Annotated in this window: 19 protein-coding genes and 1 pseudogene (1 of these 20 cut by a window edge); 14 read left to right on the forward strand and 6 right to left on the reverse strand. The window is 59.4% G+C overall.

The window, feature by feature from the left end; all coding sequences use genetic code 11:
• Together Pan189_RS05195 and Pan189_RS05200 are read left to right on the forward strand one after the other, a co-directional pair.
• On the forward strand, positions 1-110 hold the end of the coding sequence (locus tag Pan189_RS05195) for an ExbD/TolR family protein (protein WP_145362894.1). The gene continues 319 nt to the left of window position 1, outside the view; 110 of the gene's 429 nt are visible here — the last part of the coding sequence; the start codon falls outside the window, past its left edge; its stop codon occupies positions 108-110.
• 27 nt (positions 111-137) lie between these two features.
• The gene (locus tag Pan189_RS05200) at positions 138-2393 is read left to right on the forward strand and encodes a prenyltransferase/squalene oxidase repeat-containing protein (protein ID WP_145362895.1); all 2256 of its coding nucleotides are present in this window, start codon (positions 138-140) and stop codon (positions 2391-2393) included.
• Between the two features lie 6 nt (positions 2394-2399).
• Here the strand turns inward: Pan189_RS05200 and Pan189_RS05205 are convergent, their stop codons facing one another.
• A complete protein-coding gene (locus tag Pan189_RS05205) occupies positions 2400-4100 on the reverse strand; it encodes a hypothetical protein (RefSeq protein WP_145362896.1) in 1701 nt (566 codons plus the stop codon).
• Between the two features lie 402 nt (positions 4101-4502).
• On the opposite strand from Pan189_RS05205, the gene Pan189_RS05210 reads away from it, so the two are divergent.
• The 8 genes and pseudogenes from Pan189_RS05210 (at position 4503) to Pan189_RS05245 (ending at position 13047) form a co-directional block, all read left to right on the forward strand.
• Positions 4503-6566 (forward strand): hypothetical protein, encoded by a 2064-nt coding sequence (locus tag Pan189_RS05210; RefSeq protein ID WP_145362897.1) that lies wholly within the window; start codon positions 4503-4505, stop codon positions 6564-6566.
• 275 nt (positions 6567-6841) lie between these two features.
• On the forward strand, positions 6842-7330 hold the full coding sequence (locus Pan189_RS05215) for a hypothetical protein (protein ID WP_145362898.1): 489 nt from the start codon (positions 6842-6844) through the stop codon (positions 7328-7330).
• 505 nt (positions 7331-7835) lie between these two features.
• Positions 7836-8381: a hypothetical protein gene (locus tag Pan189_RS05220; protein WP_145362899.1), complete on the forward strand. Its 546-nt coding sequence runs from the start codon at positions 7836-7838 to the stop codon at positions 8379-8381.
• Positions 8378-9370, forward strand: a complete 993-nt coding sequence (locus tag Pan189_RS05225) for a hypothetical protein (protein WP_145362900.1) — start codon at positions 8378-8380, stop codon at positions 9368-9370. The genes Pan189_RS05220 and Pan189_RS05225 overlap by 4 nt, the downstream gene beginning before the upstream one ends.
• A 335-nt stretch (positions 9371-9705) precedes the next feature.
• A complete protein-coding gene (locus Pan189_RS05230) occupies positions 9706-11331 on the forward strand; it encodes a 2-isopropylmalate synthase (protein WP_145362901.1) in 1626 nt (541 codons plus the stop codon).
• Positions 11332-11384: 53 nt separating this feature from the next.
• Entirely contained in the window at positions 11385-11810 is a 426-nt protein-coding gene (locus Pan189_RS05235; protein WP_145362902.1) for a YkgJ family cysteine cluster protein, read from the forward strand.
• Between the two features lie 154 nt (positions 11811-11964).
• Positions 11965-12232: pseudogene (locus tag Pan189_RS21630) on the forward strand (HU family DNA-binding protein); the annotation flags it as partial.
• A gap of 599 nt (positions 12233-12831) precedes the next feature.
• Complete coding sequence (locus Pan189_RS05245) at positions 12832-13047, forward strand: hypothetical protein (RefSeq protein ID WP_145362903.1); 216 nt, start codon at positions 12832-12834, stop codon at positions 13045-13047.
• 184 nt (positions 13048-13231) lie between these two features.
• Here the strand turns inward: Pan189_RS05245 and Pan189_RS05250 are convergent, their stop codons facing one another.
• Both Pan189_RS05250 and Pan189_RS05255 read right to left on the reverse strand, forming a co-directional pair.
• Positions 13232-13636 carry an Hsp20/alpha crystallin family protein gene (locus tag Pan189_RS05250; RefSeq protein WP_145362904.1) on the reverse strand — a complete coding sequence of 135 codons (405 nt, stop codon included), beginning with the start codon at positions 13634-13636 and terminating at the stop codon, positions 13232-13234.
• A 66-nt stretch (positions 13637-13702) separates the two neighbouring features.
• Positions 13703-14128: an Hsp20/alpha crystallin family protein gene (locus Pan189_RS05255; RefSeq protein WP_310821111.1), complete on the reverse strand. Its 426-nt coding sequence runs from the start codon at positions 14126-14128 to the stop codon at positions 13703-13705.
• A 434-nt stretch (positions 14129-14562) separates the two neighbouring features.
• Here Pan189_RS05255 and Pan189_RS05260 point away from each other — a divergent pair, with 434 nt between their 5' ends.
• Both Pan189_RS05260 and Pan189_RS05265 read left to right on the forward strand, forming a co-directional pair.
• Positions 14563-15861 carry a hypothetical protein gene (locus tag Pan189_RS05260; protein WP_145362906.1) on the forward strand — a complete coding sequence of 433 codons (1299 nt, stop codon included), beginning with the start codon at positions 14563-14565 and terminating at the stop codon, positions 15859-15861.
• A 38-nt stretch (positions 15862-15899) separates the two neighbouring features.
• On the forward strand, positions 15900-16901 hold the full coding sequence (locus tag Pan189_RS05265) for an alpha/beta hydrolase (RefSeq protein WP_145362907.1): 1002 nt from the start codon (positions 15900-15902) through the stop codon (positions 16899-16901).
• A gap of 56 nt (positions 16902-16957) precedes the next feature.
• On the opposite strand, the gene Pan189_RS05270 is transcribed toward Pan189_RS05265, so the two are convergent.
• Positions 16958-17497: a tetratricopeptide repeat protein gene (locus tag Pan189_RS05270; protein ID WP_145362908.1), complete on the reverse strand. Its 540-nt coding sequence runs from the start codon at positions 17495-17497 to the stop codon at positions 16958-16960.
• A 276-nt stretch (positions 17498-17773) separates the two neighbouring features.
• Positions 17774-17941, reverse strand: a complete 168-nt coding sequence (locus Pan189_RS05275) for an SEC-C metal-binding domain-containing protein (RefSeq protein ID WP_145362909.1) — start codon at positions 17939-17941, stop codon at positions 17774-17776.
• Positions 17942-18161: 220 nt separating this feature from the next.
• Between Pan189_RS05275 and Pan189_RS05280 the strand changes: the two genes are divergently transcribed.
• Positions 18162-18500, forward strand: coding sequence for a cupin domain-containing protein (locus tag Pan189_RS05280; protein WP_145362910.1), 339 nt, complete (start codon positions 18162-18164; stop codon positions 18498-18500).
• Here the strand turns inward: Pan189_RS05280 and Pan189_RS05285 are convergent.
• The gene (locus Pan189_RS05285) at positions 18490-19455 is read right to left on the reverse strand and encodes a hypothetical protein (protein WP_310821112.1); all 966 of its coding nucleotides are present in this window, start codon (positions 19453-19455) and stop codon (positions 18490-18492) included. The two genes, Pan189_RS05280 and Pan189_RS05285, sit on opposite strands and share 11 nt — an antisense overlap.
• Positions 19456-19932: 477 nt before the next feature.
• On the opposite strand from Pan189_RS05285, the gene Pan189_RS21220 reads away from it, so the two are divergent.
• Positions 19933-22503 (forward strand): beta strand repeat-containing protein (locus tag Pan189_RS21220; RefSeq protein ID WP_310821113.1); only part of this gene is annotated, 2571 nt, incomplete at its 3' end.

Genomic DNA, 22503 nt, shown 5'->3' on the forward strand with positions numbered 1-22503 from the left:
AAGTTCCTTATCAGTCCGTGATCGACGTCCTCGGCGCATCGAAGTCGGCGGGCATTGAGAATATTTCGCTCGCACTGAAAATTCGCCCGCCGGACTCCGAGTCCCGATAGACCCGGCTTCCATGGAGAACGGAATCCGTGCCGATCATCTACGGCCAATTCAATTACGGCCAATTCGATTGGTCTCAATTAGCCGAGAGCTTTCCGGCCGGGCCCACGGTCTGGTTGGGTATTGTTGCGACCGCCGGGCTGTGCTCGGTCGTCGGGGTCGCGGTGTTCGTCTCGCTCCTGCTGACGCGGTGGGGAGATCGTCACGTCTCCGGGAAAGCGCTATTCATCTCCATTGCGGCCCATGCGGCACTGGGCCTCGGATTTTTTGCGACGGCTCCGCTGGTGACGCGTCCGCAGGCGGCCGAGATTCCGAAACAACAGGTCACCGTCGGCGTCAGTATTTCGAACGACGATGAGACGACGGAACGGTCGGTCGATCGTGACCGGCCCGTCTGGGAACGTCCGCCAGAGGTCGAGCCTCTTCCGGCCAGCGAACGTCCGCAGATTGATCGCGAACTGGCGATGATCGACCAGCCCGAGCTTGAAGTCAGCCCTGATGAGCGACTTGAGGCTGACCCGGTTGCCGACGTCCCGTCCGAACTGATCGATGAGCCGATCGATCCGAGTATTGCCGCCGCGGCCGAAGAGAACCTGACGCTCGATCGCCCCGAGCTGCCCGAAGCCGATGTATCTCAGGAGCAAATCCGTGATGAAGAATCGGCCGCTCCGGGATTAACGGTGCGACGGGACACCAATCGCTCCGAACAGCAGCAGCCGATCGACTCCGCAGAGCCGGTGACTCGCTCGGCGCCGGAAGCCGCGACGCCGCTTTCGCCGGACCCGCCCACCGAACTGGGTGGTGTCGATGAAATTCCCGATGATTCGACTCCCGAGCCGTTGCCCACGGAATCGATTCCCTCGGACCGGATCGCGCGCGGACCTGCCCCCTCAGCCGATTTACCCGATCCCGACGACCGCGACACACCCGCCCCGCGAATTAAAGACGCTCCCGCACGACCGTCGTTCCTGGGACGCCGTCCGGCCTCGCGGTCTCCGTCGAATGACCGCCAGGAATCGTTGCCCCGAATCGAGCGATCTGTTCCGGGCACGCCACGGTCACCGAGCCGCCTGGTGAATCCGCAGACGGAACCACGGGGCGATGTTGAAATCGCTCGCATCGCTCCGAGTGACATCGAGCCCCTTCCCGGACTAATCAAAGGGCGAGACGCTTCTGAACTGGAACGGCCGGAATTGCCCGAATCGTATCGCTTGCGAAATCCGGAGAAGCGTGGCGAAATCGCCAAGAGTCGCGGCGGGAGCGAAGAGTCGGAAAAAGCCGTCGACAGGGCTCTGAAATGGTTCTCCGCAGAGCAAAATCAACAGGGGTACTGGGATGCCGACCGCTACGGGGCCGGACGCATTGGCGTTGATGAAAACGGAATCGACCGCCGCAACGCCGGGAAGACGGCCGACTCGGGTCTGACGGCCCTGATCGTGCTGGCGTACCTCGGGGCGGGGTACACGCATGAAGAAGGAGATTATGCCGAGACGGTCAGCCGCGCGATGGACTGGCTTATTAAGAATCAGGGCCGCGACGGCTATCTCGGCGCGAACGCTCAGAACTATGAAATGATGTACTGCCACGGCATGGCGACATTCGCCTTGGCCGAAGCATACGGGATGCAGATTGATCGGTCGAAGAATCCGAAACTGCGTCGGGCCGTTGAGCGGGCCGTGCAGTTCATCGTCGGTCGTCAGCACACCGACGGAGGTTGGCGCTACGACACCGGGCAGGCCGGCGATATGAGCATGTTCGGCTGGCAATTAATGGCACTCAAGAGCGCCGCGATCGCCGGCGTAACGATCCCCGATTCGACTCGTCGCGGGATGGTAAAGTTCTTAAGAGATCGAAGTTTGGGCAAGAATAACGGTCTGGCGGGCTACCTCGCCACGATGCCGCCGACCGCTGCGATGACGGCGGAAGCATTGTTCGCCAAACAAATGCTCGGCCTGCGTCGTGACAATCCTGCCGCGATCGAGGCCATCGGGTATCTGAAGGCGCGGTCGCCGAAGCGCTCCGAACTCGATCTTTATTACTGGTACTACGGGACGCTGGCGATGTACCACTTCGGCGGTCAGCCTTGGGACGACTGGAATGATCGCGTCCGCGAAGTCCTGATTGCCGACCAGGTGACTGATGGCCCGAACGCCGGCACCTGGGACCCGACCGGCCCCTACGGCCGGTTCGGGGGTCGACTCTACTCGACCGTGATGAGCACCTTAATCCTCGAGGTCTATTATCGGTTTTTGCCGATTTATCAGACACGTGGAGAGGATGGGTGACGCCGATCAGGGATCAGAGCCAGAAGAGAGCTGCGGTGAATCAAGCTGGATTGGAGGCGGCGGCGGACCGCCGGCAAACCCGACGCCAACCGGTACGCCGTTGCGGATTTGTCCCACAATAAATGGACCAGCTTGGAACACCTGAGTTTGTCCGTCGGCCGTGACTTCATATTGGAAGAATATTTGATCACCCGGTTGTGCGGTCGCATTAACTAGAATGTCGGCATCGGAGAGATCGTCTGTGACAATGGTCTGTCCCGGGGCCACGTTGCCGATAACGTCTCCGACGAGTCCGACCTGCGTCGCCGGTCCGATGACTGTAGCTGTTGATAAACCGAATGAAACGTTCTGGGCCGTTTGGGCCGTATTGTTTCGGAAGCCGAAGTCGAGTTCGAAGCTCTCACCCGCGTCGATCACGCCATTGCCGTTTGCGTCACCCGTGGGGTCGCCCGGTGTTCGGATCGGAAAGACCGCAACCGCGTTGATCGGTGAAATGTTACCAACTTGAACCGGCGGCGGGGCAGGTGCCTGCGGCAGGGGCGCGGTCACTGAAAACTGCTGAATTCGCAACGTCGTATCACGCAAAACTGGTCGAGTCGCCCACGCAATGCCGTCGACGCCGTATCCGCTTCCCGGACTCCCTTGCGGCTGATCGCCGCGGCGGAAGACGAAGCCGTCTAAACCCATCACGAGATTGGCGTAGCCACGGACTTCTTCCCCGGTCGTCGTGATGTCGAACTGCCAGGTGAATGTGCCGTACGTCAGGTTGGCGAAGGCACCGTAGCCGACGTCATCATCGTCGAACAGCGGGCTGTCCCATTGCGCGTAGTCAGTACTGAAACCGACCTGGCAGTTTGAAGTCAGAAACGTACCGATCCTTAATTGCGCGTCATAATCGGCGACGCGGGTGAAGGTCGTCGTACGTTCGAAGATATCAGACTGCGTGCCGCCGATGCCGAAGCCGAGGGCGGCATCGACAGTGATCGGAAAGCGGCTGTCGGCATTCATCAGCAGACCGAACGACGGACCGAGTTTGCCGAGGTCTTCCTGTTGATCGATGAAGAATCCGACCTTGTACCAATTCTCACCGAGGATCGACGGGATTTGCTGTCCGTAATAGAGATCGTTGGTGAAGTGGAATTTGTTATCGATATTGTCGGTGACGACGGTACCGAACAGCAGACGCGTCCCGAGTGCGAGGCCTTCGGCTTCGAACAGATTGGCGGTAAAGCCTCCGTTGGCCACAAATTGGTTTTCGTTGGCATTAAAGTTGACGGAGGCCTGGCGGAAGAAGGTGTCGGGGCGGGCATTAAAGCCGACGCCGAAGTTCGAGGAACCCGTTTGCGGCATTCCGCCGCCGGATAGGTTGACCGTCCCCGCCTCGCCCACGACGAAACTGTGGCTGAGGGCCACGGGGCGATCGACGGAGGCGGGATCGACTCCCATCTCGCTTTCGATCGGATCGAACACGACGTTCGGCGGTCGCAATTGCGGAGGGTACTGCCCGCCGAACCCTCCGCCGGCGCCCCCTTCGACATTCGGGGGACGATAGCCGCCCTCACCCGAATAGCCTCCGCCTTCAAAGCCTTGCGCCGCTGCGAGGCTCATGCCTAAGAGCATGACAGCCCCGCTGAACACCGCAGAACGCAAAGTCCCACGGCGGGGCTTACGCGATGTCACGACCGATTGATCTGCTTGAGTCGACATAGGGCGTTCGGCGGGTCGGTGGAAGGCGCGGGAACCCGGTGCGCGATCGCCTCGACCAGCAGCCGGCAGATAAGCCCGCTGCAAAGGCGATACGATCGTCGAAACGCATAGAGCGTTCACCATCTGCATAATCGGACCAATAGGACTGTCCGCTACAGCCAGTTCCGGCAACACCGCCCAGAAACGCCGGGCTGACGTGGACGAATGCTTGGCGCCGTAACCTTCTGGCACGAACGGTTTGCGCCGCAAGAGTGCGATTTCCGGCAATCGGCCTGACTTCGAAATACGTGGGACGACGCGTGCTCGCCGTAGGCAATCGTGACAAATATTCACAATATGTTCATTTGATCTTTGATTGGCTCGCTAATCTCATTTCCGTCCCAACCGGTCGGAGATTGTCTGATGACGTTGTTGATTCGATCTGCACTTGTCGCGTGTGGTCTCACGCACGGAGTCGTCGCGCTCGGTAGCGGTAGCTTCAACCAGCCGCTCATCGTGTTCCTCGGCGAATCGGCGACCGAGGGGTCGGCCCGCACCGTCGCCGGTGACATTTATCAGGCCGAGCGGGCTTCGAGCGGCTCGGCCCTCGGCTACAGCAGTTGCGCCGAGGAAGTTGTCTCAGGAATTTCGGCGCACATTTCGGTGACGGGAACGCAGGCGATGAACATCGCCTGTTTCAGTGACGACGGCTGCGACGTGTGGGTGACCGATTTGACCAGCGGCGGTAGTTCGACCCAAGTGCTGGCGAAATCGAATGAGGCGCAGGCTCTCAGCAACACCGGCGACGCATTTCACGTCCTGGGGGGCGGCACGCCCTACGCCTTTGAGCCAAGCCACACCTATCGAATTGATCTGACCTACCGCAACAAGATTTATACCGGCAGTACCGATGTCGACGGCGTCGTCTTGATCGCCTTCGGTGGGAATGCGGTCAAATTCAAACCGACGGAGTTCGTCGACGATCCTTACGATGCAGAAATTCCACTCACCGCGCAGATGGGCGAGGCGATCCTGACGCCGTCGGTCAAGAACGTCGGTCGTGCCGTAGATCGCACTTTTTCCTTCGCGCAGCAACCGAATCCGAACGACGACTTTATTGAACTGGACTCCTCCAGCGGAGAGCTACGGGTTAGCAAGTCATTGATTAAGCTGAATCCGTGGGGCGACCTGGTGCCCTCGACCGACAGCTACTCCATGCAACTGAAAGTGACCGACGTCACCCCCGACGGTTCGGTCCCGCCACAAACCGACGTCGCGGATGTCACGGTGCGGATTTCGCCAAAATCAATCGTGGGCCTCGTGGGCGACTCTGTCGGCGTCGAAAGTCCGATCGACACGATCCAATTGACCGTTGTTCGGGTCGGGCTGGGGGCGTCAACGAACGATCTGCACGTCGGCGGCGTCCTGAAGTTTGAGGGGATGTCGGGCAGTCTGCCTCCTTGCGAACCGGGCGACATCGACGTCGGCTATCATGGATGGTCGGTGACGATCCCGGCCGGACAGGATCGCGCGGATCTGCATGTGTGGACCCCGGTCCCCGACCTGTGGGAGAATGAACCGGTAGAGCAATTCCTCGTGAAGTTGCAATCGCCGCCGGAGCTAATTACCGATGGCACGGCGCCGGTGCCGACGAATCTGGGTTTTGATCATCAGACAATGCTTGCGGAGATCGAGGGACGGATCCTGGAGCGAATGGGACTGTTCGGTGGCGAAAATAACGACCAATCTCTCGAAGATGGCAGTCCGCTCGGCATCGACGAGAACGATGTCGATCAGGGTGGGATCAGCGACTGTTATCTCCTCGTGGCGGCGATCCTCGCGGCCCGGCACCGACCCGACAAATTGCAGGAGTGTATGGAACTCAATCAGGCAACCGGGACCTATACGGTGCGGTTACTTCGACCGAAAAACCTGCAGACCGGCGCTTACAAATATGAATACACGACGAACGGAAGTTTTCTCGACCGGGGCGCCAGTCAAGCTCAGTTAACGGGAGACTACGATCTTTTCGGTGCCGTCGAGGTGTGGCCGCAACTCTTTGAGTGGGGTTACGCCCAGTCGGAAGACGACGGCTACGGCGGGATCGCCGCTGGTGGTCAAGGCGGGGCACAAATCTGGAAATTCTATTTTGACCTCGACGCAAACTATTTAGGCCAATTTCAGAATATGACCGCCGCGCAGATTGGAGCGGCCATCCGGACCGAGATTGATGCCGGCTATGCCGTCTCGGTCGGGAGTCTGCCGTCACCCGGTGATCCAGTTGCGAACGGCGTCGAGTTTCAAGACGATGGTGATAAAAGAATGGCTTCAAACCACGAATATGTTGTTGATGGATTTGGGACGACACAAAGCGCTATGGTTCCGTGCTTAATTCTTACGAATCCACATGGTCCAAATCGTCGCGTCTATGTGCCGTTAACAAGTTTAGACCAAATCGTCGACACCTATAGTCGTTACTCTAAATAAGGACTGTTGAATTGATGTCTTGGGTAGTTCGAGTTATTTGCGTTGTCGCTGCGGTAGGGCAAGTCCGTGAGTCGATTGCTGTCGCAGACGACGTGGAAACGCCGATATTGCCGGAACTAGTTTATCGTGCGCCTCGGTCAATTGACGGAATTACGCCGACGGTCGGCTGTGGTCTGAAAGGAACAGGTGGCGGGTACCGAGATGATCGCGGGGAATATTATGGACATTGCGCTGCATCGATAAGTGTAATCCGTGACTGCAATCATGACTCATGGATGGAGCAGGCGTTCCAAGATCACTATTCTTTGGCTTTGCACTACCTTTACAAAGGCGAACATGTCCTCGCATTTGGTCGGGTTTACCGTGTTGAACTGGTCAGCGAACCCACCATCAAATTGGGAGTCGTAACCGACGGCGAGGAACTCCCGCCGGGTCACTATGCCATCCCCCGGCAAGGTCGCGTCGGTCTTGCGGAGGGACGGGGAATTGAGCTGGAGGTGAATGAACTCAAAAAAGAAGAGGCGTCGCTTCGCCTCATTCGTGGCAAACTCTTGGACGAGCGCTATAAGGGCACGCCATCGTATCGTGAACAGACTGTAAAGGTCGGCGACAAGTTCTTCATACTCAACCCGCCGGAGGAGAAGGTTTGGTTTGAGGTCAAAGAGATCGTGCCGACGGACGAGGAAAAGCGAATTACCGGGTGGGTAATTGTGAAGAAGTTGGGCAAAGGTGTTGCAGGAGACATCGGTGAGGAGGATCAATGAGCCGTCAGCCGACGGACCGAAATTGATGCCGGCTATGCCGTCTCGGTCGGGAGTCTGCCGTTACCCGGTACGGCTGCTTCAAATGGCGTTGAGTTTGAGGATCCGGGCGACACGCAGGTTGCGATAAATCATGAGTACGTTTTCGACGGATTTTCGGTGACGGATCAGGGGAATTTGCCTTGCATCGTATTGACGAATCCGCATGGCCCAAATCGACGCGTCTATATCCCACTCACCGTGCTTGACAAATTCCTTGACACCTACAGCCGTTACAAAACGTAACTGTCATTCAAAAGGTCTTATTATGATCTGCCGTGGAAGTTTGATCTTATTTATAGCTTGTATGTACGTGTTGTTAGCACAGCCTGGATTTGGAGCGACGCCACACGACGAGCCGTTTGCTCGTCTTCACTTTCGCAGGACTCAGTCTTTTGAGGGAGAAACTCCAACCGTAGCATGTGGCATTCGTGGTGAAGGTGCTGGCGGTTTAGACGAGAACGGAGTGATGTATGGTGAGTTTGGAGGAGGGATATACCGTCTCGACGATTGTAACCGGACGCCTTGGTTCGAACGGGCTTACAACGATCACTACTCATTGAGTGTCTTTAACGTCCGACGAGGAGAATTAATTCGTGCCTTCGGGCGAACCTACAAAGTGCATTCGATAAGCCGGTTTTCCGTTGAAGTCAGGGCGGAAGGGGAGGCGGAGGCGTCCCCCGGAAACTACGCGGTGCCAAGGCATGGCTTCATTAATCTTTCGGAGACTCGTGGAATTGAGCTCTATGTGAATGAGTTGAAGCCGGGTCAAGCGACGTTGCGACTGCTTCGAGGGAAACTGCTCGACGAGCGATTTAAGGACGTGCCGAAAGCTCGCGAGCAAACCGTAAAAGTCGGCGACAAGTTCTTCATTCTCGATCCGCCGGACGACAAGGTGTGGTTCGAGGTGAAGGAGATCGTGCCGACTGACGAGGAGAAGCGAATCACCGGGTGGGTGGTCGTTAAGAAGTTGGGGAAAGGTGATGAGGGCGACGCTGGAGAGGAGAACGAATGAGCAGCCGTCAGCCGAATGGGAAGGGGCGAGGACTATTGGCCGCGGTGCTTGCGGCTTTAGCCGTGGCTGTTGCGATCAAATTTCTTGCGCCAAAGAATGACACCTCCGCGATTGTGCCGACCGCACCGGTCACAGTCTCAAACGCGACCCGCCTTCCGGTCGTATTGCCTACCACCGTGGCTGCCGACGATGCGCAAAAGGAAGTGCCGCAATCGGCGACAGCGGGGCACGAAGTCGCCTCCGCGCCGGCAGAGCCAAAGATCGATCGACGAAACGTGCCGGTCGATTATTTTAAGCGCTCAGCCGGTCCACTTCCTGAACCGACCGCACCGCCGGTCACACCGTTGGTTCCGCTGACGCCCGAGCAGATCGCCGAAGCCGAACGGCAAATCGAAGATTACCTTCGGCAAAAGTTGAAGACCCGCCGGCTGCCCGAGGTCGCGATTCCGCTCGGACAGGTCGCGAACGCCTGGAACGCCGATGACGAATTTGGACGGGCGAAGAATCGCCGGGAGAGGTATTTTCTCATCGCCCGGCATTTGTCGGTCGTCACCCAGTTGCTGGCACAAGACGAAATTGAAGTGCGTCGCAGCGGGCTCAAGCTCGCCTCACGCGTCCTCAGTAAGGCCGCTTTCGACCTGAAAGACGGAAAGCTCGCCGCCGCGATCGCCGATGCCTTCATTGTGCCGCATTTGGACGCTGCTCATCCGATGATCGACCAATACGACTCCCGCTACCATATGCTGCGGATGGCGGTCGTCGGGTATGGGGCCGGTGACCAGCCAGAGAAAATGGAGGGCGCGATCGGCGAAATATTGAAACTGCTGGCGGGGCGGAATGCGGCTGATGCCTGGCGACTGACGTTGGCCAAGTCGCTCCGCAAGCAGGGAAAAGAGACACAAGCGATTGCCGTTTTGGCCGACATTCACGATCCGAGTATCGTGCCTGCGAAAGAGCAATTATTGGCCAGTATTCAAGATACGGATTGAACGGGCCAGAATCCCTCATTGACCCGGGCACTGCGCAATCGACAGCTGTCAGCGAACCGACCGTTGACCCGCTGTGTCTGCTCCGATAGTGTGATGACCATGAATGAGCCGCCAAACAGTTTTAACCGACTACTAGGCCTCCTCCTCTGAGGTGGCCTCGGGCGCGGATCGTTTATTAAGACGAGCACTGCAATCAACCCTGAGACCCTCGATCGGTTTCAGGGTTTTTGTTTGCGCCCGCCCCGAAACCGATTCCCTCGGGGCTGCTGATCGTGGGCGCGGAACCTTCCTGAGACTAAAGTTGCGGCGAATCATCCGTCGCTGGGAGATCAGCAATGTCTGCCGAATCTACTGCCGAATCAAACTCCGCTGAAGACAATGTGGCCGGGGAGCCGGCCGGTTCCGACGTCGTCCGTATTTTTGACACGACCCTGCGGGACGGCGAGCAGTCCCCGGGCTGCAGCATGAATACGGCTGAGAAGCTCGAAGTCGCCAAGGCGCTCGTCGACCTCGGCGTTGACGTGATCGAAGCCGGTTTTCCAATCGCGTCGCCGGGCGATTTCGAAGCGGTGCAGAAGATTGCTCAGAAGTTTGGCGATCAGACGACGATCTGCGGCCTCGCCCGCTGCCGACCCGAAGACATCGATCGCGCGGCCGAGGCGGTGCGCGATGCGGAGCTGAAGCGGATTCACGTCTTTCTTGCGACCAGCGCGATCCATCGCGAGTTCAAACTCAAAATGGATAAGGACGAGATCGTCCGGCGAGCTGTCGAAGGTGTGCAGCGCGCGAAGGAAAGCTGCGAGGACATTGAATTTTCGCCCGAAGACGCCGCGCGAACGGAACTCGACTTCCTGTGCGAAGTCGTCGAGAAGGCGATCGACGCGGGAGCGACGACCGTTAATATCCCGGACACCGTCGGCTACGCGACCCCGGCTCAATATCGGCAGGTGATCGAAACGCTGCGGCAGCGGGTGCCGAATATCGAACGCGCAATCATCAGCACTCACTGCCACAACGACCTGGGTCTCGCGGTGGCCAACAGCCTCGCCGCGGTCGAGGCGGGTGCCCGGCAGATCGAATGCACGGTCAACGGAATCGGCGAGCGGGCCGGCAACGCGGCGCTTGAAGAGATCGTGATGGCGATCCGCACACGCTTCGATCACTACGGCGTGCGGACCAATATCGATACGCCGAAGCTGTGCAGCATCAGTCGCCTCGTCTGCACGGTCACGGGTCAGTCGGTGCAGCGGAACAAGGCGATCGTGGGCCGCAATGCCTTCGCCCACGAAGCCGGCATTCACCAGCACGGCATCCTGCAGGAGCGCAGCACGTACGAGATCATGCGGGCCGAAGACGTCGGCTATGTCGGCACGAACCTCGTCCTCGGCAAGCACAGCGGTCGCCACGCATTTCGTGATCGCGTCGCCGCATTGGGGCACTCGTTGGATCCGGGCGCCTTCGAGCAGGTCTTTGCCGACTTCATCACGCTCGCGGATAAGAAGAAGGAAGTCTACGACTCCGACATCGTGGCACTGATCGAGGATCGCATCGGCGTCGTTGAAGAGCGATGGCAAGTCGTGAGCTTCCACACGTCGGCCGGCTCGGGCAGCATTCCGACGGCGACGATCGAGCTCAAAGACGCCGATGGTGAAATTCACTGTGATGCAGCCACCGGCGACGGCCCGATCGACGCGGTTTTCAACACGCTGGAGCGAATCATCGGAATCGAAGCTCGGCTCGATAGCTTCGAGGTCCGCAGTGTGAGTCGCGGTAAGGATGCCTTGGGCGAAGTAAACGTCAGGCTGGCGGCGCTCGGTCGTGACTATCACGGCAAGGGCGTGAGTACCGACATCATTGAGGCGGGCATGAAGGCGTACCTGAAGGCGCTCAATGCGGCTGATGCCGAGAAGGCGAGTGGTCGCCAAATCGCCGAGGCGGCCCAACCGGCCCGCGGGGTTTGAGGCAATTCGTTTGGGAAACCATGGGCGACAGGAACGCCGAAGGGGCCAACTCAATGAGCGACTCATCAGATGCCCCTTGGTATGCCGATGGCGTGAAATTTCGCTGCACGCAGTGCGGTAATTGCTGCACCGGTTCGCCGGGGGCGGTCTGGGTCACTGATGAAGAGATTGAACGAATCGCCGAGGTGTTAGGGAAGCCTGCCGGAGAGGTCCGGTTGTTCCACACCCGACCCCTTCGGATGAAGCTCTCCTTGCGTGAATTCGCGAATGGAGACTGTACGTTCTTCGATGCGAAGACCCGGCGATGTACTGTTTACGATGCCCGTCCCGCCCAGTGCCGCACGTGGCCGATGTGGAAGTCGAACCTCGCCGATCGCAGCGCGTGGGAGGAGACGGCACGCGGCTGTCCGGGGATCGGTCAGGGCGACTTTGTTCCGCTCGAACAGATCGAGCAGCAACTCGCCGAGAGCCCGCTGTAGCGGGATTTGCCGCAACTGCCGCGAGGTTGATCGATCAGGCGGCACGCCGAAAAGCCTGAATTGACTTGACGTTAAGTCACGCGTGCGCTTAAAGTCTTAGCAGGGATGGAGTTCCAATTTTCGACGACTACGACCGAGCGCCGGAGTGCGATCCGTGACCAAGAAAGAAATCGTCAAGTCGATTTCCGACGACATGGGGCTCACGCAGCTCAAGACGAAGGAAATCGTGCAGCGCACGTTCGACGCGATCGTTGAAACGCTCGTGACGGAAGGGCGTATCGAGCTGCGCAACTTCGGGGTGTTCGAAGTCAAGAAGCGGGCCGCCCGGCGGGCACGTAATCCGCGGACGGGCGAGCGTGTGGACGTTTCGGCGAAATACGTCGTGACCTTCAAGCCCGGCAAAGAGATGGAAGAGAAGGTCCTCCTGCTTGAAGAGGAAGACGCCCGGCGAGAGCGGGAAGCGGCGCAAAAAGGGGCTGAGCCACCCCAATCACGTCCCGAAGCCGAACGTCCGCGGCCTGAGTCAGGGAATCAATACGGTTCGTCCGGTCATCAACCGCCGCTCAATCGCCCGTCTGGGATGCCGCCATCTTACGAGCCACCTCGCGACGTCCCTGAAAAACCGTCGACGCCGATCAGCCCGATGCAGCAGCCTTCCTTCGCTCGGGATGGCGACAATTAGAGTCGTTGGACGTTCTTTAGGGCGGCTTCCGCTTGACTCCGACCCCGACTCTTGATGTTCCTCTGATCAGCATTCCCGCTCGGGATCCGACTGAATTGAGCAGAGAATCGGCAAACCCTTCCCAAATTTCCAGATTCGGTCTCACGCCAACGGTCCGGTCGTGTCGAAAATACCCCATGTGCGGATCGTATCGCTCTTAACGCGAGACGTTCCGCCGCTAAGCACGAAGAAATACTCGGTGCGACGGCTACCTGTTCAGGCGGTCGTCCGGTGGGAATCATCTGTTTGCACCTGATCGGCAGGGATTTGCCGACGGGCCGTTGCCCACGGAGGGGATCGATGCGGAAACTTATGTTCGCCATGCTCTTGGCCGCCAGCCTCTGCGAGGTCGGTTGCATCGTCCCGATCTACTCGACGCTCCGGGATCGCCGGACGCAAGAATTGATCTTTGTGTCGGAAAACCTCCGTCACTGCACGGAGATCTGGGAGCGGATGTGGTTCCTCGACCTGCCCGATATCTCGACGCCCTACCGCGTCCACGGGGGCGTGCTCTAGGTAGGCACGCTCGAGGAACGTCAATCGGTCGGCTCTCGCCGATCGATCTTCCTCACGCGGTCGATCGCTCCCGTGCCGTCTGTGTTCTGCATGGCCGGGTTGGCCGGCAGAGTGAAAATAAAAAGGCCCGCGCTGATGCGCGGGCCTTGCTCGTTGCCTCATCTGATTAATCGCTTGCCTGGAGTCAGTCGACTCTTTTGACAGCGATCTTCTGGCTCAGGGCTTCTTCGGCCTTCGGCACGGTGACGCGAAGGACGCCGTCTTTGACGCTGGCGTCGATGCCGTCCCGATTGATGCCATCGCCGACGCGGAATGTGCGGCGATAATCACCGACCGGATAGCCGTTCGCGACGAGTTGATAGCCGTCGAATGCCTGATCGGCCACCTTCGCTTCCACGGTGAGTTGATCGGCCTTCAGCGTCAGCTCGATGCTCTCCTCGGTCGCACCCGGGACGTCGACGACGAGCTCGTAGGCTCGGTCCAGTTCCCGGATGTCGGCGGACGGACGAAATGTCGGCCGATTGTGGCTCGATTTCTCGGTCGTCGCATTTTCCGCTTCGGGTTTGATCAAAGTTTCGCAACCGTTCATGAAAGTCCTCCTACGACAAGAGTCGTTTGTTTTGTGAAGTAAATGATGTTCGACCGCTCCGATCGCTCAGACGGTCTTCACGGCTATTTTGCGTGGCTGTTCGGCCGGCGAACGCCACAGTTTGAGAGTCAAAATACCGTGTCGGTACTCGGCTTCCGTCTTTTCCGTGTCGGGAACGAACGGGAGTTTGAGCGTTTGCTCGAACTCGCGATCGCGGCGTTCCCGACGCAGGAACCGGTCATCATCGCCGGTCGGTTCGACACGCCGACCGCGGATCGTGAGGGCGTCCCGCTTCGATTCGACCTCGAAGGCATCGGGGTCGTAGCCCGGCAGTTCCGAGGTCAGCACGACACCTTCCTCGCTCCGATAGACATTCCATGCCGGGCCGCCCGACCGACGACCGGTTTCGCCGCTGCGGAAGAGTCCGTCCACCTCGCGGCGAAATGCTTCGAGTTCCTGCCAGGGATTCCAACGTGTCACAGTCGTAGCCATCTTTCCTGCTCCTTTCAGACGATAAGGTCCGAATTGAAAAATTCTCGGTTGGGTGGCCGGAGACTTGGTGTGCGACCGGCCGAACATGATGAGATTCTCTTTATGAAACAGGCATGCCAAACAGGCTTTCTTGTTTTTAATTGTGGCAGTCCACCCAATTGGACCTTAAAATGCTGGCACAATGGCTATTGGGAAGGCGGCTTTCTCAGGCTGGCCTAAAGGAGGCTTTCGAGAGATGCCACTATGGCATATCGAGACAGGCCTGTAATGCTGCCGAAATGGCGTTTGCTGCCGGTTGCGGTAGAGATCAGATCGGATGTGAGGGTCGGTCAGGCCACGGGCTGCCCACGACTGCTCAGTCGATTGGGGCGCCGATTTTCCTGATAGCCCCACGGGATTCCGGGGCGTCTCATTCGAACGGCAATTGAAAAACTATGGCGAATGGATTCGCGGGAGCCGGTCGGCTCGACGAACGACGCAGGCGCAGGCTCGCCTCCGAGGACGGATCGAACGCAGTTCCCGAAGTGCCGGAGCAGGAAGTACAGCGCTCGTCCGTGCCGGCAGGCACCCGGCGTCCGCTGCCCCAACGTCAGTTGCCGACGGAACTCCCGTTGCAATTCGTCGTTCCGCGGCCGATCTGGATGCACGCTTTGCTCGGCGTCGCCATTCTCGCGGTCACGGTGCTACTCAGCTTGAAGATGGCACAGGCGCGAGCGGATGCTTCCGAAGTCGCGAGACTGCTGTTCGACGCGCAATCCGGTTCCGCATTGCGGGGATTGTTCGCGATCGAGATGCTGGCCGCGTCGATGTTCCTCGCCATCGTCGGCTGGGCCCGCAGCTTGAGTTTGACCGACTTCGACGGGCGATTCGTCACCTGGTTGAGAGCAGCCGGTTGTGCTTTTGCGACGGGAATCGTGTTCGCCTGCGGGCTCGATCAGGCGCTCTTGAGTGTGCTTGTCGACGTGTGGGGAGAAGCGGCAGCCCGACTGGTCCCGGCGGGATTGTCGCTCGTCATCGGCTCCGAACTACTGTGGTCGCTCTATCGCGACAGTCGCGGAAGTCGCGCGACCGGAATTCTGTGTCTCGGTCTTGCGCTGGCTTCGGGCACGGCGGCGGTCGGATGCGCGATCGATGTGCTCGCCGATGTCAGTGCAACAACGCTCACGATGTCGGCAATGCTCGTTGGGAGCGGATTCACTTTCTTGATCGCCATTTGGCATGCCCGCTACGTGGTGTATGTCTCGGTCGAACCGCTGGCCGCAAAGCGGCGTCCCGCCCGGAAGAAGAACGAGGCGAAACTCGATCCGACGGGTACGGCTCAGTTGCAACAGCCCCCGACAGACCCGACCCAGTCAAAATCACAAACGCCCGCCGAAGTGGCGGATGGCGAGGAAGCGTTCAAAGTCGTCGGAAACGACTCGCCGGAGCAGCAAGCCACGACCACTCAGACTGAGATGAACACTGAGACCGGATCGTTAAAGGCACCGAGGGCTGCCAGGAAGAAGATAAAACCAGAACGCCGCAAAGCCGTGTCTTCCGCTGCTCCCGCCCCAGAGCCTGTTGAGCAAGCTCCGCCCACAATGGAAATTGACGGCAAGACGCTTCGGCTCGACCTCCCGGAACAGCAGTTGCTGAAAGGTTTGAGCAAGCGTGACCGTCGTTTGGTCCGCAAACGACTTCGCGAATTAGAACGACAAGCATCAGTGCCCCCATCCGATCGTCGGGCCGCCTGACGCTCGATGTGCGTGGCGATGGCCGACCGAGAAATTTAATGTTTCAACGCCTTCGATCGAACGTTATCGACGAACTGGTCGGTTGGCTGCTGCTGAAACGCGTGCTGCGATACCGCAACCTGCCGCCCGTAAGCGGTGCTTACACCGAACAATACCCGGCTTTGCTCAGCGGAGATCGGTCGCAGTTCTTCGGCAGTCTGCCGAACAGTCGGCCGCTGAATTTGATGTGTCACGAAATTCGGCGGACCGATGAATTCGCCGTCGACGAAATTCGCTGTCGTAGTTCGATGACGAGTTCGTTTCCGGAGAATAATGAGATCATCGGGCGGCGTTGGCGGCCTCTTGGGGAAGCCCGTACCCGGCGCGCCGTCGTGATGGTCGACGGGCTCGTGCAGCGCGATGAGCGACCGCAAGAGGTTTTCGCCCGTCATTCGCTCAAGCGTGACACCGAACTGGTCGCGGTCGACCTCCCTTTCAACCACCGGCGAACACCGGACGGTTATCGACCGGGGCAATTACTGGTCGGTGGTGACGTCGATCATACCTTCGGTGTCTTCCGGCAAGCGGTTCGGGACGTCTGGACGGTCGTTCGGGCGACGATCGCATCCGGACGTGAGGTTTCGCTGGCCGGTATCAGTTTCGGCGGATGGGTCGTATTGACCGTTGCGACGTTGGAATCGTCGCTGAAGTCGGCCCTGGCGATCACCCCGCCCGTCGACATGCTCGGGCTGTTAACCGAGGGTGGGGTGATCGTGAAAGCGGCGAAGGAAAGCCTACGGCTTGAGCCGGCTGAAATAGCCGAAATGAGACCGCTCGCCGCTCCGATTTCGCTGCTCGACTCGAAGCCTTTGATCGCCGGTTCCGACATCACCCTCGTCGCGGCGACCTATGATCGCTTCGTTCCGACCGATCGCGTCCTTGAATTAAGCGCGTTGTGGCGGACGAAGCTGATTGAATTGCCGATCGGCCACATCGAAGCGACCCGGTCGCGCCGTGGCCTCGACCGGATCGCTCACGATTGGTTCGCACAATCGAAGTGAGCCTTATTGCAGCCGTGATCGGCAGCGCTTGCCGCCATTCGCCTCGATGGGCTTCACTACTTAGCCGAAAGTTCGATCAGAGCCCGCATTTGAATCGCGACCGGTCCGTTGAACCGTTCACCGATTCGGTCCAGACCGCCGATATTCCCGGCCCGCAGTGACTGAGCCACGCCCTGGGCGCTTTCCCCTGCCGCATCGCACTCTCCGATTTGCATCTCGGCCATGCCCCGCAGGTAGAAATAACCCGCGTTCGGACCGTATTGCAGGGCCCGGTCGAGGAGCGCGATTGCGTCTTGATACAGACCGCGACGATAGCAGGCCGCTGCCAGATCGAAGCAGTTCCGCGGCGAAAACACGAAGCACTTCACCGCTCCCTGCCCGGTCCGGCACAGCAGTGAGTCGATCGGCGTTGCCATGCCGTCCGGCGGAGTGAATGGGTTGATTCCGCCAGTGTAAGACGGCTCTGCAGACGTATCCGCGGCCAGCGGTTGCGACGGCGCTTCGTACGCCGGCGGCTGGGCGAGTGCCGACGCGGCACACAGGGCAAACGTGAATCCGGCGAAGAGCATCGACCGGCTCAAAGTGGAAACATTCATCGCTTCTGACCTCCATTGTTTCGGGCCGGCTGGGGATGCCGACGGGGTTGTTGCCGTACGTCGGACCAGTAAACCGAAACCGAAAAATAAGTCAAAAGCAAAAAATGCGTAAAATAGAGAAATAGGGAAAATCAGGGCGGTCGATCGAGGGCTGCTTCCCCCTGAGCGGGGCGACGAGACTTCGATCCAGACCGGTGCTTCTCGTTCAAAATGCCCTCAGAAACCGGGCGCCCTCCAATCAGTCGTCCCTAAAAGTAGTGGTCGCGATTGACGCCGTCAAAAACGGCCTTTGGTGAGGCAGCACCTCTTGAATCGCTGGCCCGATCCGCACGGACATAGGTCGTTGCGGCCGAGCTTTTCTTCCAGCAATTTCTCGCCGTGGACGACGCGGACGCCCCGTTTCACGCGGGCCTCAGACGGATAACCGCGTCGGCGTTTGCTCATGATCTCGATACGAGCGGCCCCGAAAGCAGTCTTCGGATTCGGCTTCGAATTGGTTTCTCACGGCGCACCGCCTTCCTTATTCATAGTGATTCGCAACGAATTGAGAACGTGACGAGATGCCGACACGTAGGCCCATGATCGCGTTCGGGTGGCGTTCGACTTTCGCGTATGATTCGGTCCGCTAAAGTTGGCGGCGCTGTTCGAGGCCGCGGGATCATTCATGCGCAATCTATTCGACGATCTGCCACACGATCTGCCGGAGGAACTCACAGACGTTCTCGCGGAGGGAGAACGCGTGAGGATTGAACGCATCGTCTCGACGGGGCAGGCGAGCCCGGAGAACTTTTGGTACGACCAACCGCAGGCGGAATGGGTCGTACTACTGGCGGGGTCGGCAACACTGCGGTTGGAAGGCGAGCCGCAGCCGCTGACACTTCAGCCGGGCGATCACCTGCTTCTGCCCGCCGGGCGGCGGCATCGTGTCGAGCGCACATCGCCGGACGAACCGACGGTCTGGTTGTGCGTGTTCTTCGACGAGTCTGCCCGCACTACGGAATGACGAAGAACAGCCCCGTGACAGCCAAGGCCTGCGCGACCGCGCCTTTGACGCTGGGCGGCGGCAGGTAGTTGTCGGCGATGCTGTACTTCTGGCAGGGACCGCAGAACTGCTTCGCACAGACGAGGTCCTTCGGACATTCGGCTGCGAATCGATATGGAATGGTCGTGGTGTTGGCGAAGAAGTAGGCGCCCGAGAGTGCCGGCTGAAGGCAGCCGATCGTCCGTCCGCAGCGTTCCAAATTCGCGTCTTCGAACCAAAGCGGCTGATGATGGAAACAGAACTCCATCGGTTCCGGCGTAACGTTTGCCCAGGGTTGGGCGATGACATAACGATCTCCCCACTGGTCGAACAGATCGGCCGCGGGGTCACAGGGGACCGCCATGTCTGTTGTACCTAGTGTCGCCGTCAATTGGGTCGTCGGCTTTAATAGCGTTGCGAGTTCTGCTTCGCCGAACTCGCATCGTCGTGCGTAGATGGCATCGGCGATATCGGGCCGCATGTCCAAATCGTCCCCGTCCAGATTTGGACGAGACGGGGTCAACGGCTCATCGCCCGAACGGGGGGTCGGCAGCGCTTCATCCGCGGCTTCGCCGGGCGTCGGGGCGGGCAATTCCGCCTGAACCTGTTGAATCACCACACCATGCGACGAAGTCGTCGACCCGTTGAAGCTGTACCACCGATCGTCTTTTGAATCGGGCGAAAAATCAGCCTTCTTCGCCGTGGCGACTTGCTCCATTGCACGAGTTGAAACGCCTTCGGGAGTAGGCAGAACGGCTCTGCGGCCGCCGATCCACGCCGGAACCGGCATGATCAGGGCTTCTCCGAACAGCGAAATTTCGCTGGCCCGCTGCGAGAGCACGGTATCGGACTCGGCCCCGATCGCAGCCGCTGCGAACGAGAGGGTGAGGCAGGCACCGATGACGGCTCGCCCGCTGTTGCGTCGGCAGTCGGTCATGAGCTCGTTCATCGTCGGGCCGGCGTTGTTGGACAGTTGGTCGGTTGAGCACGATTTGGTGTGTCGACGGGCACTCCTTGTCTTTATCGCGTGGCCGGGCGGCTACGCTTCCGTCGAATCGTCCTGTTCGGAATATGTTGACTGACCGCGAATGCCCGCGTTTTCGTCTTAAACGGCCCGATTTGGGTGCGTTGGGTCAAACGACTTTGGTTTGATTCAAGAATCGACGCAAACGGCGAATTGACAGTCATTTCCGCGTGCGCAGATAATGGCGTTCCGGGAATCCCCCGCTGCCGAACTGAGGGATTCCCGCAATCCGCCGAACTTGCTGCCCTACCGCGCCTTCCGCCAAAGGCTTTGATGATGCTTCTTGTCTCCTGGCTGCAGTCTTTGGTCGCAACACGCCGTCGCCGAGAAACCCCACGTGGACGTTTCGCGACGGCCAAGTTGCGGGTGAAGCGACTCGAGCCCCGACGCATGCTCAATGCGTCGGCCGTCCTCCCCGTGCTCTCCGACTCCGGCGACGGTGCGACGACCGACGGGAGCGTCTCCGTCGACGACGTCGGCGGCATGACCGTGACCGCAGGCAGCGGTATGGATGACGGCTTCGCCGATTCGTTCGAAGTCTCGCGCGCGGGGGATGACCTGCACGTCTATCTGAACGGCAATCAGATTTTCGAAGGCGACGCCGACGGCATTACCTCAATCGACGTGATCGGCTCCGGCGATGCCGACACGTTGACGGTCGACCTCGGTGACGGGCCCTTCGACGGGGAGATCAGCTTCGACGGCAACGAAGGCCAGGACATACTGGAGGTGAGAGCTTCCGACGTCGAAAGCGTTTCTCACTCACTGGCGGACGACGCTTCGGTCATCAATGTCGAGTCAGCCGACATCGATGCGGCTGTGACTTACGACGACGTCGAGGCGGTGATCGACAGCACCGACGCGAAATCGCAGACGATCGACGGTTCACGGCTCAGCTCGCTCAGCGTCGGCACTAACGGGTCCGGCTCGACCCTCGTCTCGACCGGAGACCTGCAGCTCGAACTGACCCGCATCGCCGATGAACTCGCGATCGACACCACCGGCGGGAGTCCCGACGGGACCGATGTCACGATCGACAGCCTGAACAGCCCCGGCACCGATGTCTCAATCTCCGGTGACGCGAATGACGCGGTCGAATTTCGCGGGTCGACGACCCTCGAAAGTGGCGACCTATATGCGTCGAGCGGGGATGTCTTGATCGATGGAGGTCTGATCTCCGACGGCGGAACGCTCGACGTGGCCGCGACGGGCGACATGACCATCCTCAAGAACTCCCAGATCGAGAGCCGGGAAGGGGCGATCTTCCTCGAAGCCGGGTCAACCTTAACGATCGACGGCTCCGTCGATGCGTCGTCGACTAGCGGGACCGGCGGCGAGGTCCACCTGCTCGGCTCTCACGTCGAATTAAAAGCCGATGCTTCTATCAACGCGGACGGACTGCTTGGTGGCGGCACCATTCTGGTCGGCGGCGATTACCAAGGGGCCAACGCCGACGTCCGCAATGCCGAGACGACCCTGATTGAAGCGGGAGCCGAACTCACCGCTGATGCAATCCTGAATGGCGACGGCGGCAAGATTGTCGTCTGGGCCGATGGCACTACCTACTACGCCGGTCACATTTCGGCTCGGGGTGGAAGTGCGTCGGGCGATGGTGGCTTTGCCGAAGTCTCCGGCAAAGGGCGACTGGGTTACTTCGGGACCGCCGACCTTGGTGCGGTGAATGGGCAAACGGGGGATCTTCTGCTCGATCCCGAGAACATCACGGTTGGAAATTTCGTTGGCGGTCTTGACCCGAACTTGTTCTTTGAGAATCCGAATGGTGGGACATCAACAGTTGACGTTGGTCTCATCAACTCGGCTGTCGCCAACGTAACGCTGCAGGCGACCAACAACATCTTCTTTAATCAAGCGATCAACATCACGGCCGCGGGCGTGGGGATCAGCGCTCAGGCGGGCAATAACATCTTTGTCGACGCGTCAATCGTCACCAATGGGGGTTCCGTCTTACTGGAAGCCGATAGCGCGGCTTCGCCGACCGGTGGCGACGACGGCAGCGGCGATCTCGTTGTTCGGGATTTCATCCAAAGCGGTGCCGGTAACATCACGCTGAGCGGCAACACGGTCCGGATTGACAGCGGAGTCGGGGTTTTTGCCGACACGGGCGATGTGACTGCCGACGGCAATACGATTATTCTCGGCGGAATCGGCAGTAGCTCGGGCACGACGACATTCCGCGATGGCGTCGTTTCCGGGGACGGAATCGTCATTGGTGATACCGTGATCGCAGCGGGTGGCACACTCACGGCCGGCAACAGCCTCGGTACACTGATTGTTAATGGTGATCTGACTTTCGAGTCCGATTCCACCTTCCTCGTGGAAATTGATGATCAGCAAGCAGTCGGGACCACTCCCGGCGCTGGCGGCACCCACGATCGAGTCTTTGTCAGTGTCGACGTCACGATTGATCCCAATGTTGTCTTCACCGTCGATTTCGAGCCGGGCGGCGATGCGGAAACGAATCTTAATGACGCTTATCACTTTCTGACCGCCAATTCGATCACGGGCGAGTTCGCCAATGCCCCGGAAAATGGCATCCTCACCGGCGACTTCTTCGCCGATGGCGACGTCGAGGCGGGTGAACGATCCGCCGTTGCGAGTTACACAAATGGCGATTTCGTCGTCACGATCAATCCGCCGCCGCCGCCGATCGTGGTCGATGCTTTGGGCGATGTGAGCGACGGTGATTTCTCCGCTGGAAATTTCACGCTCCGTGAAGCGATTGAACTCGCGGAGCTGGACAACAACCCCGTCACGATCCAGTTCGACCCCGCTTTGGTCGCGGCCGGCGATGCCACGATCTTCATCAATCAATTCGACACCGGTCTCGATCCCGGAGAAGCAGGCCGCACCGCCTTCCAGATCACCACCGACATCACCATTGAAGGCCCGAGTGGTGAGAACGGCATTGTCATCCAGCGGCAGGATGGCGCGGCGTTTCGC

The organism is Stratiformator vulcanicus, assembly GCF_007744515.1.
Classification (GTDB): Bacteria; Planctomycetota; Planctomycetia; order Planctomycetales; family Planctomycetaceae; genus Stratiformator; species Stratiformator vulcanicus.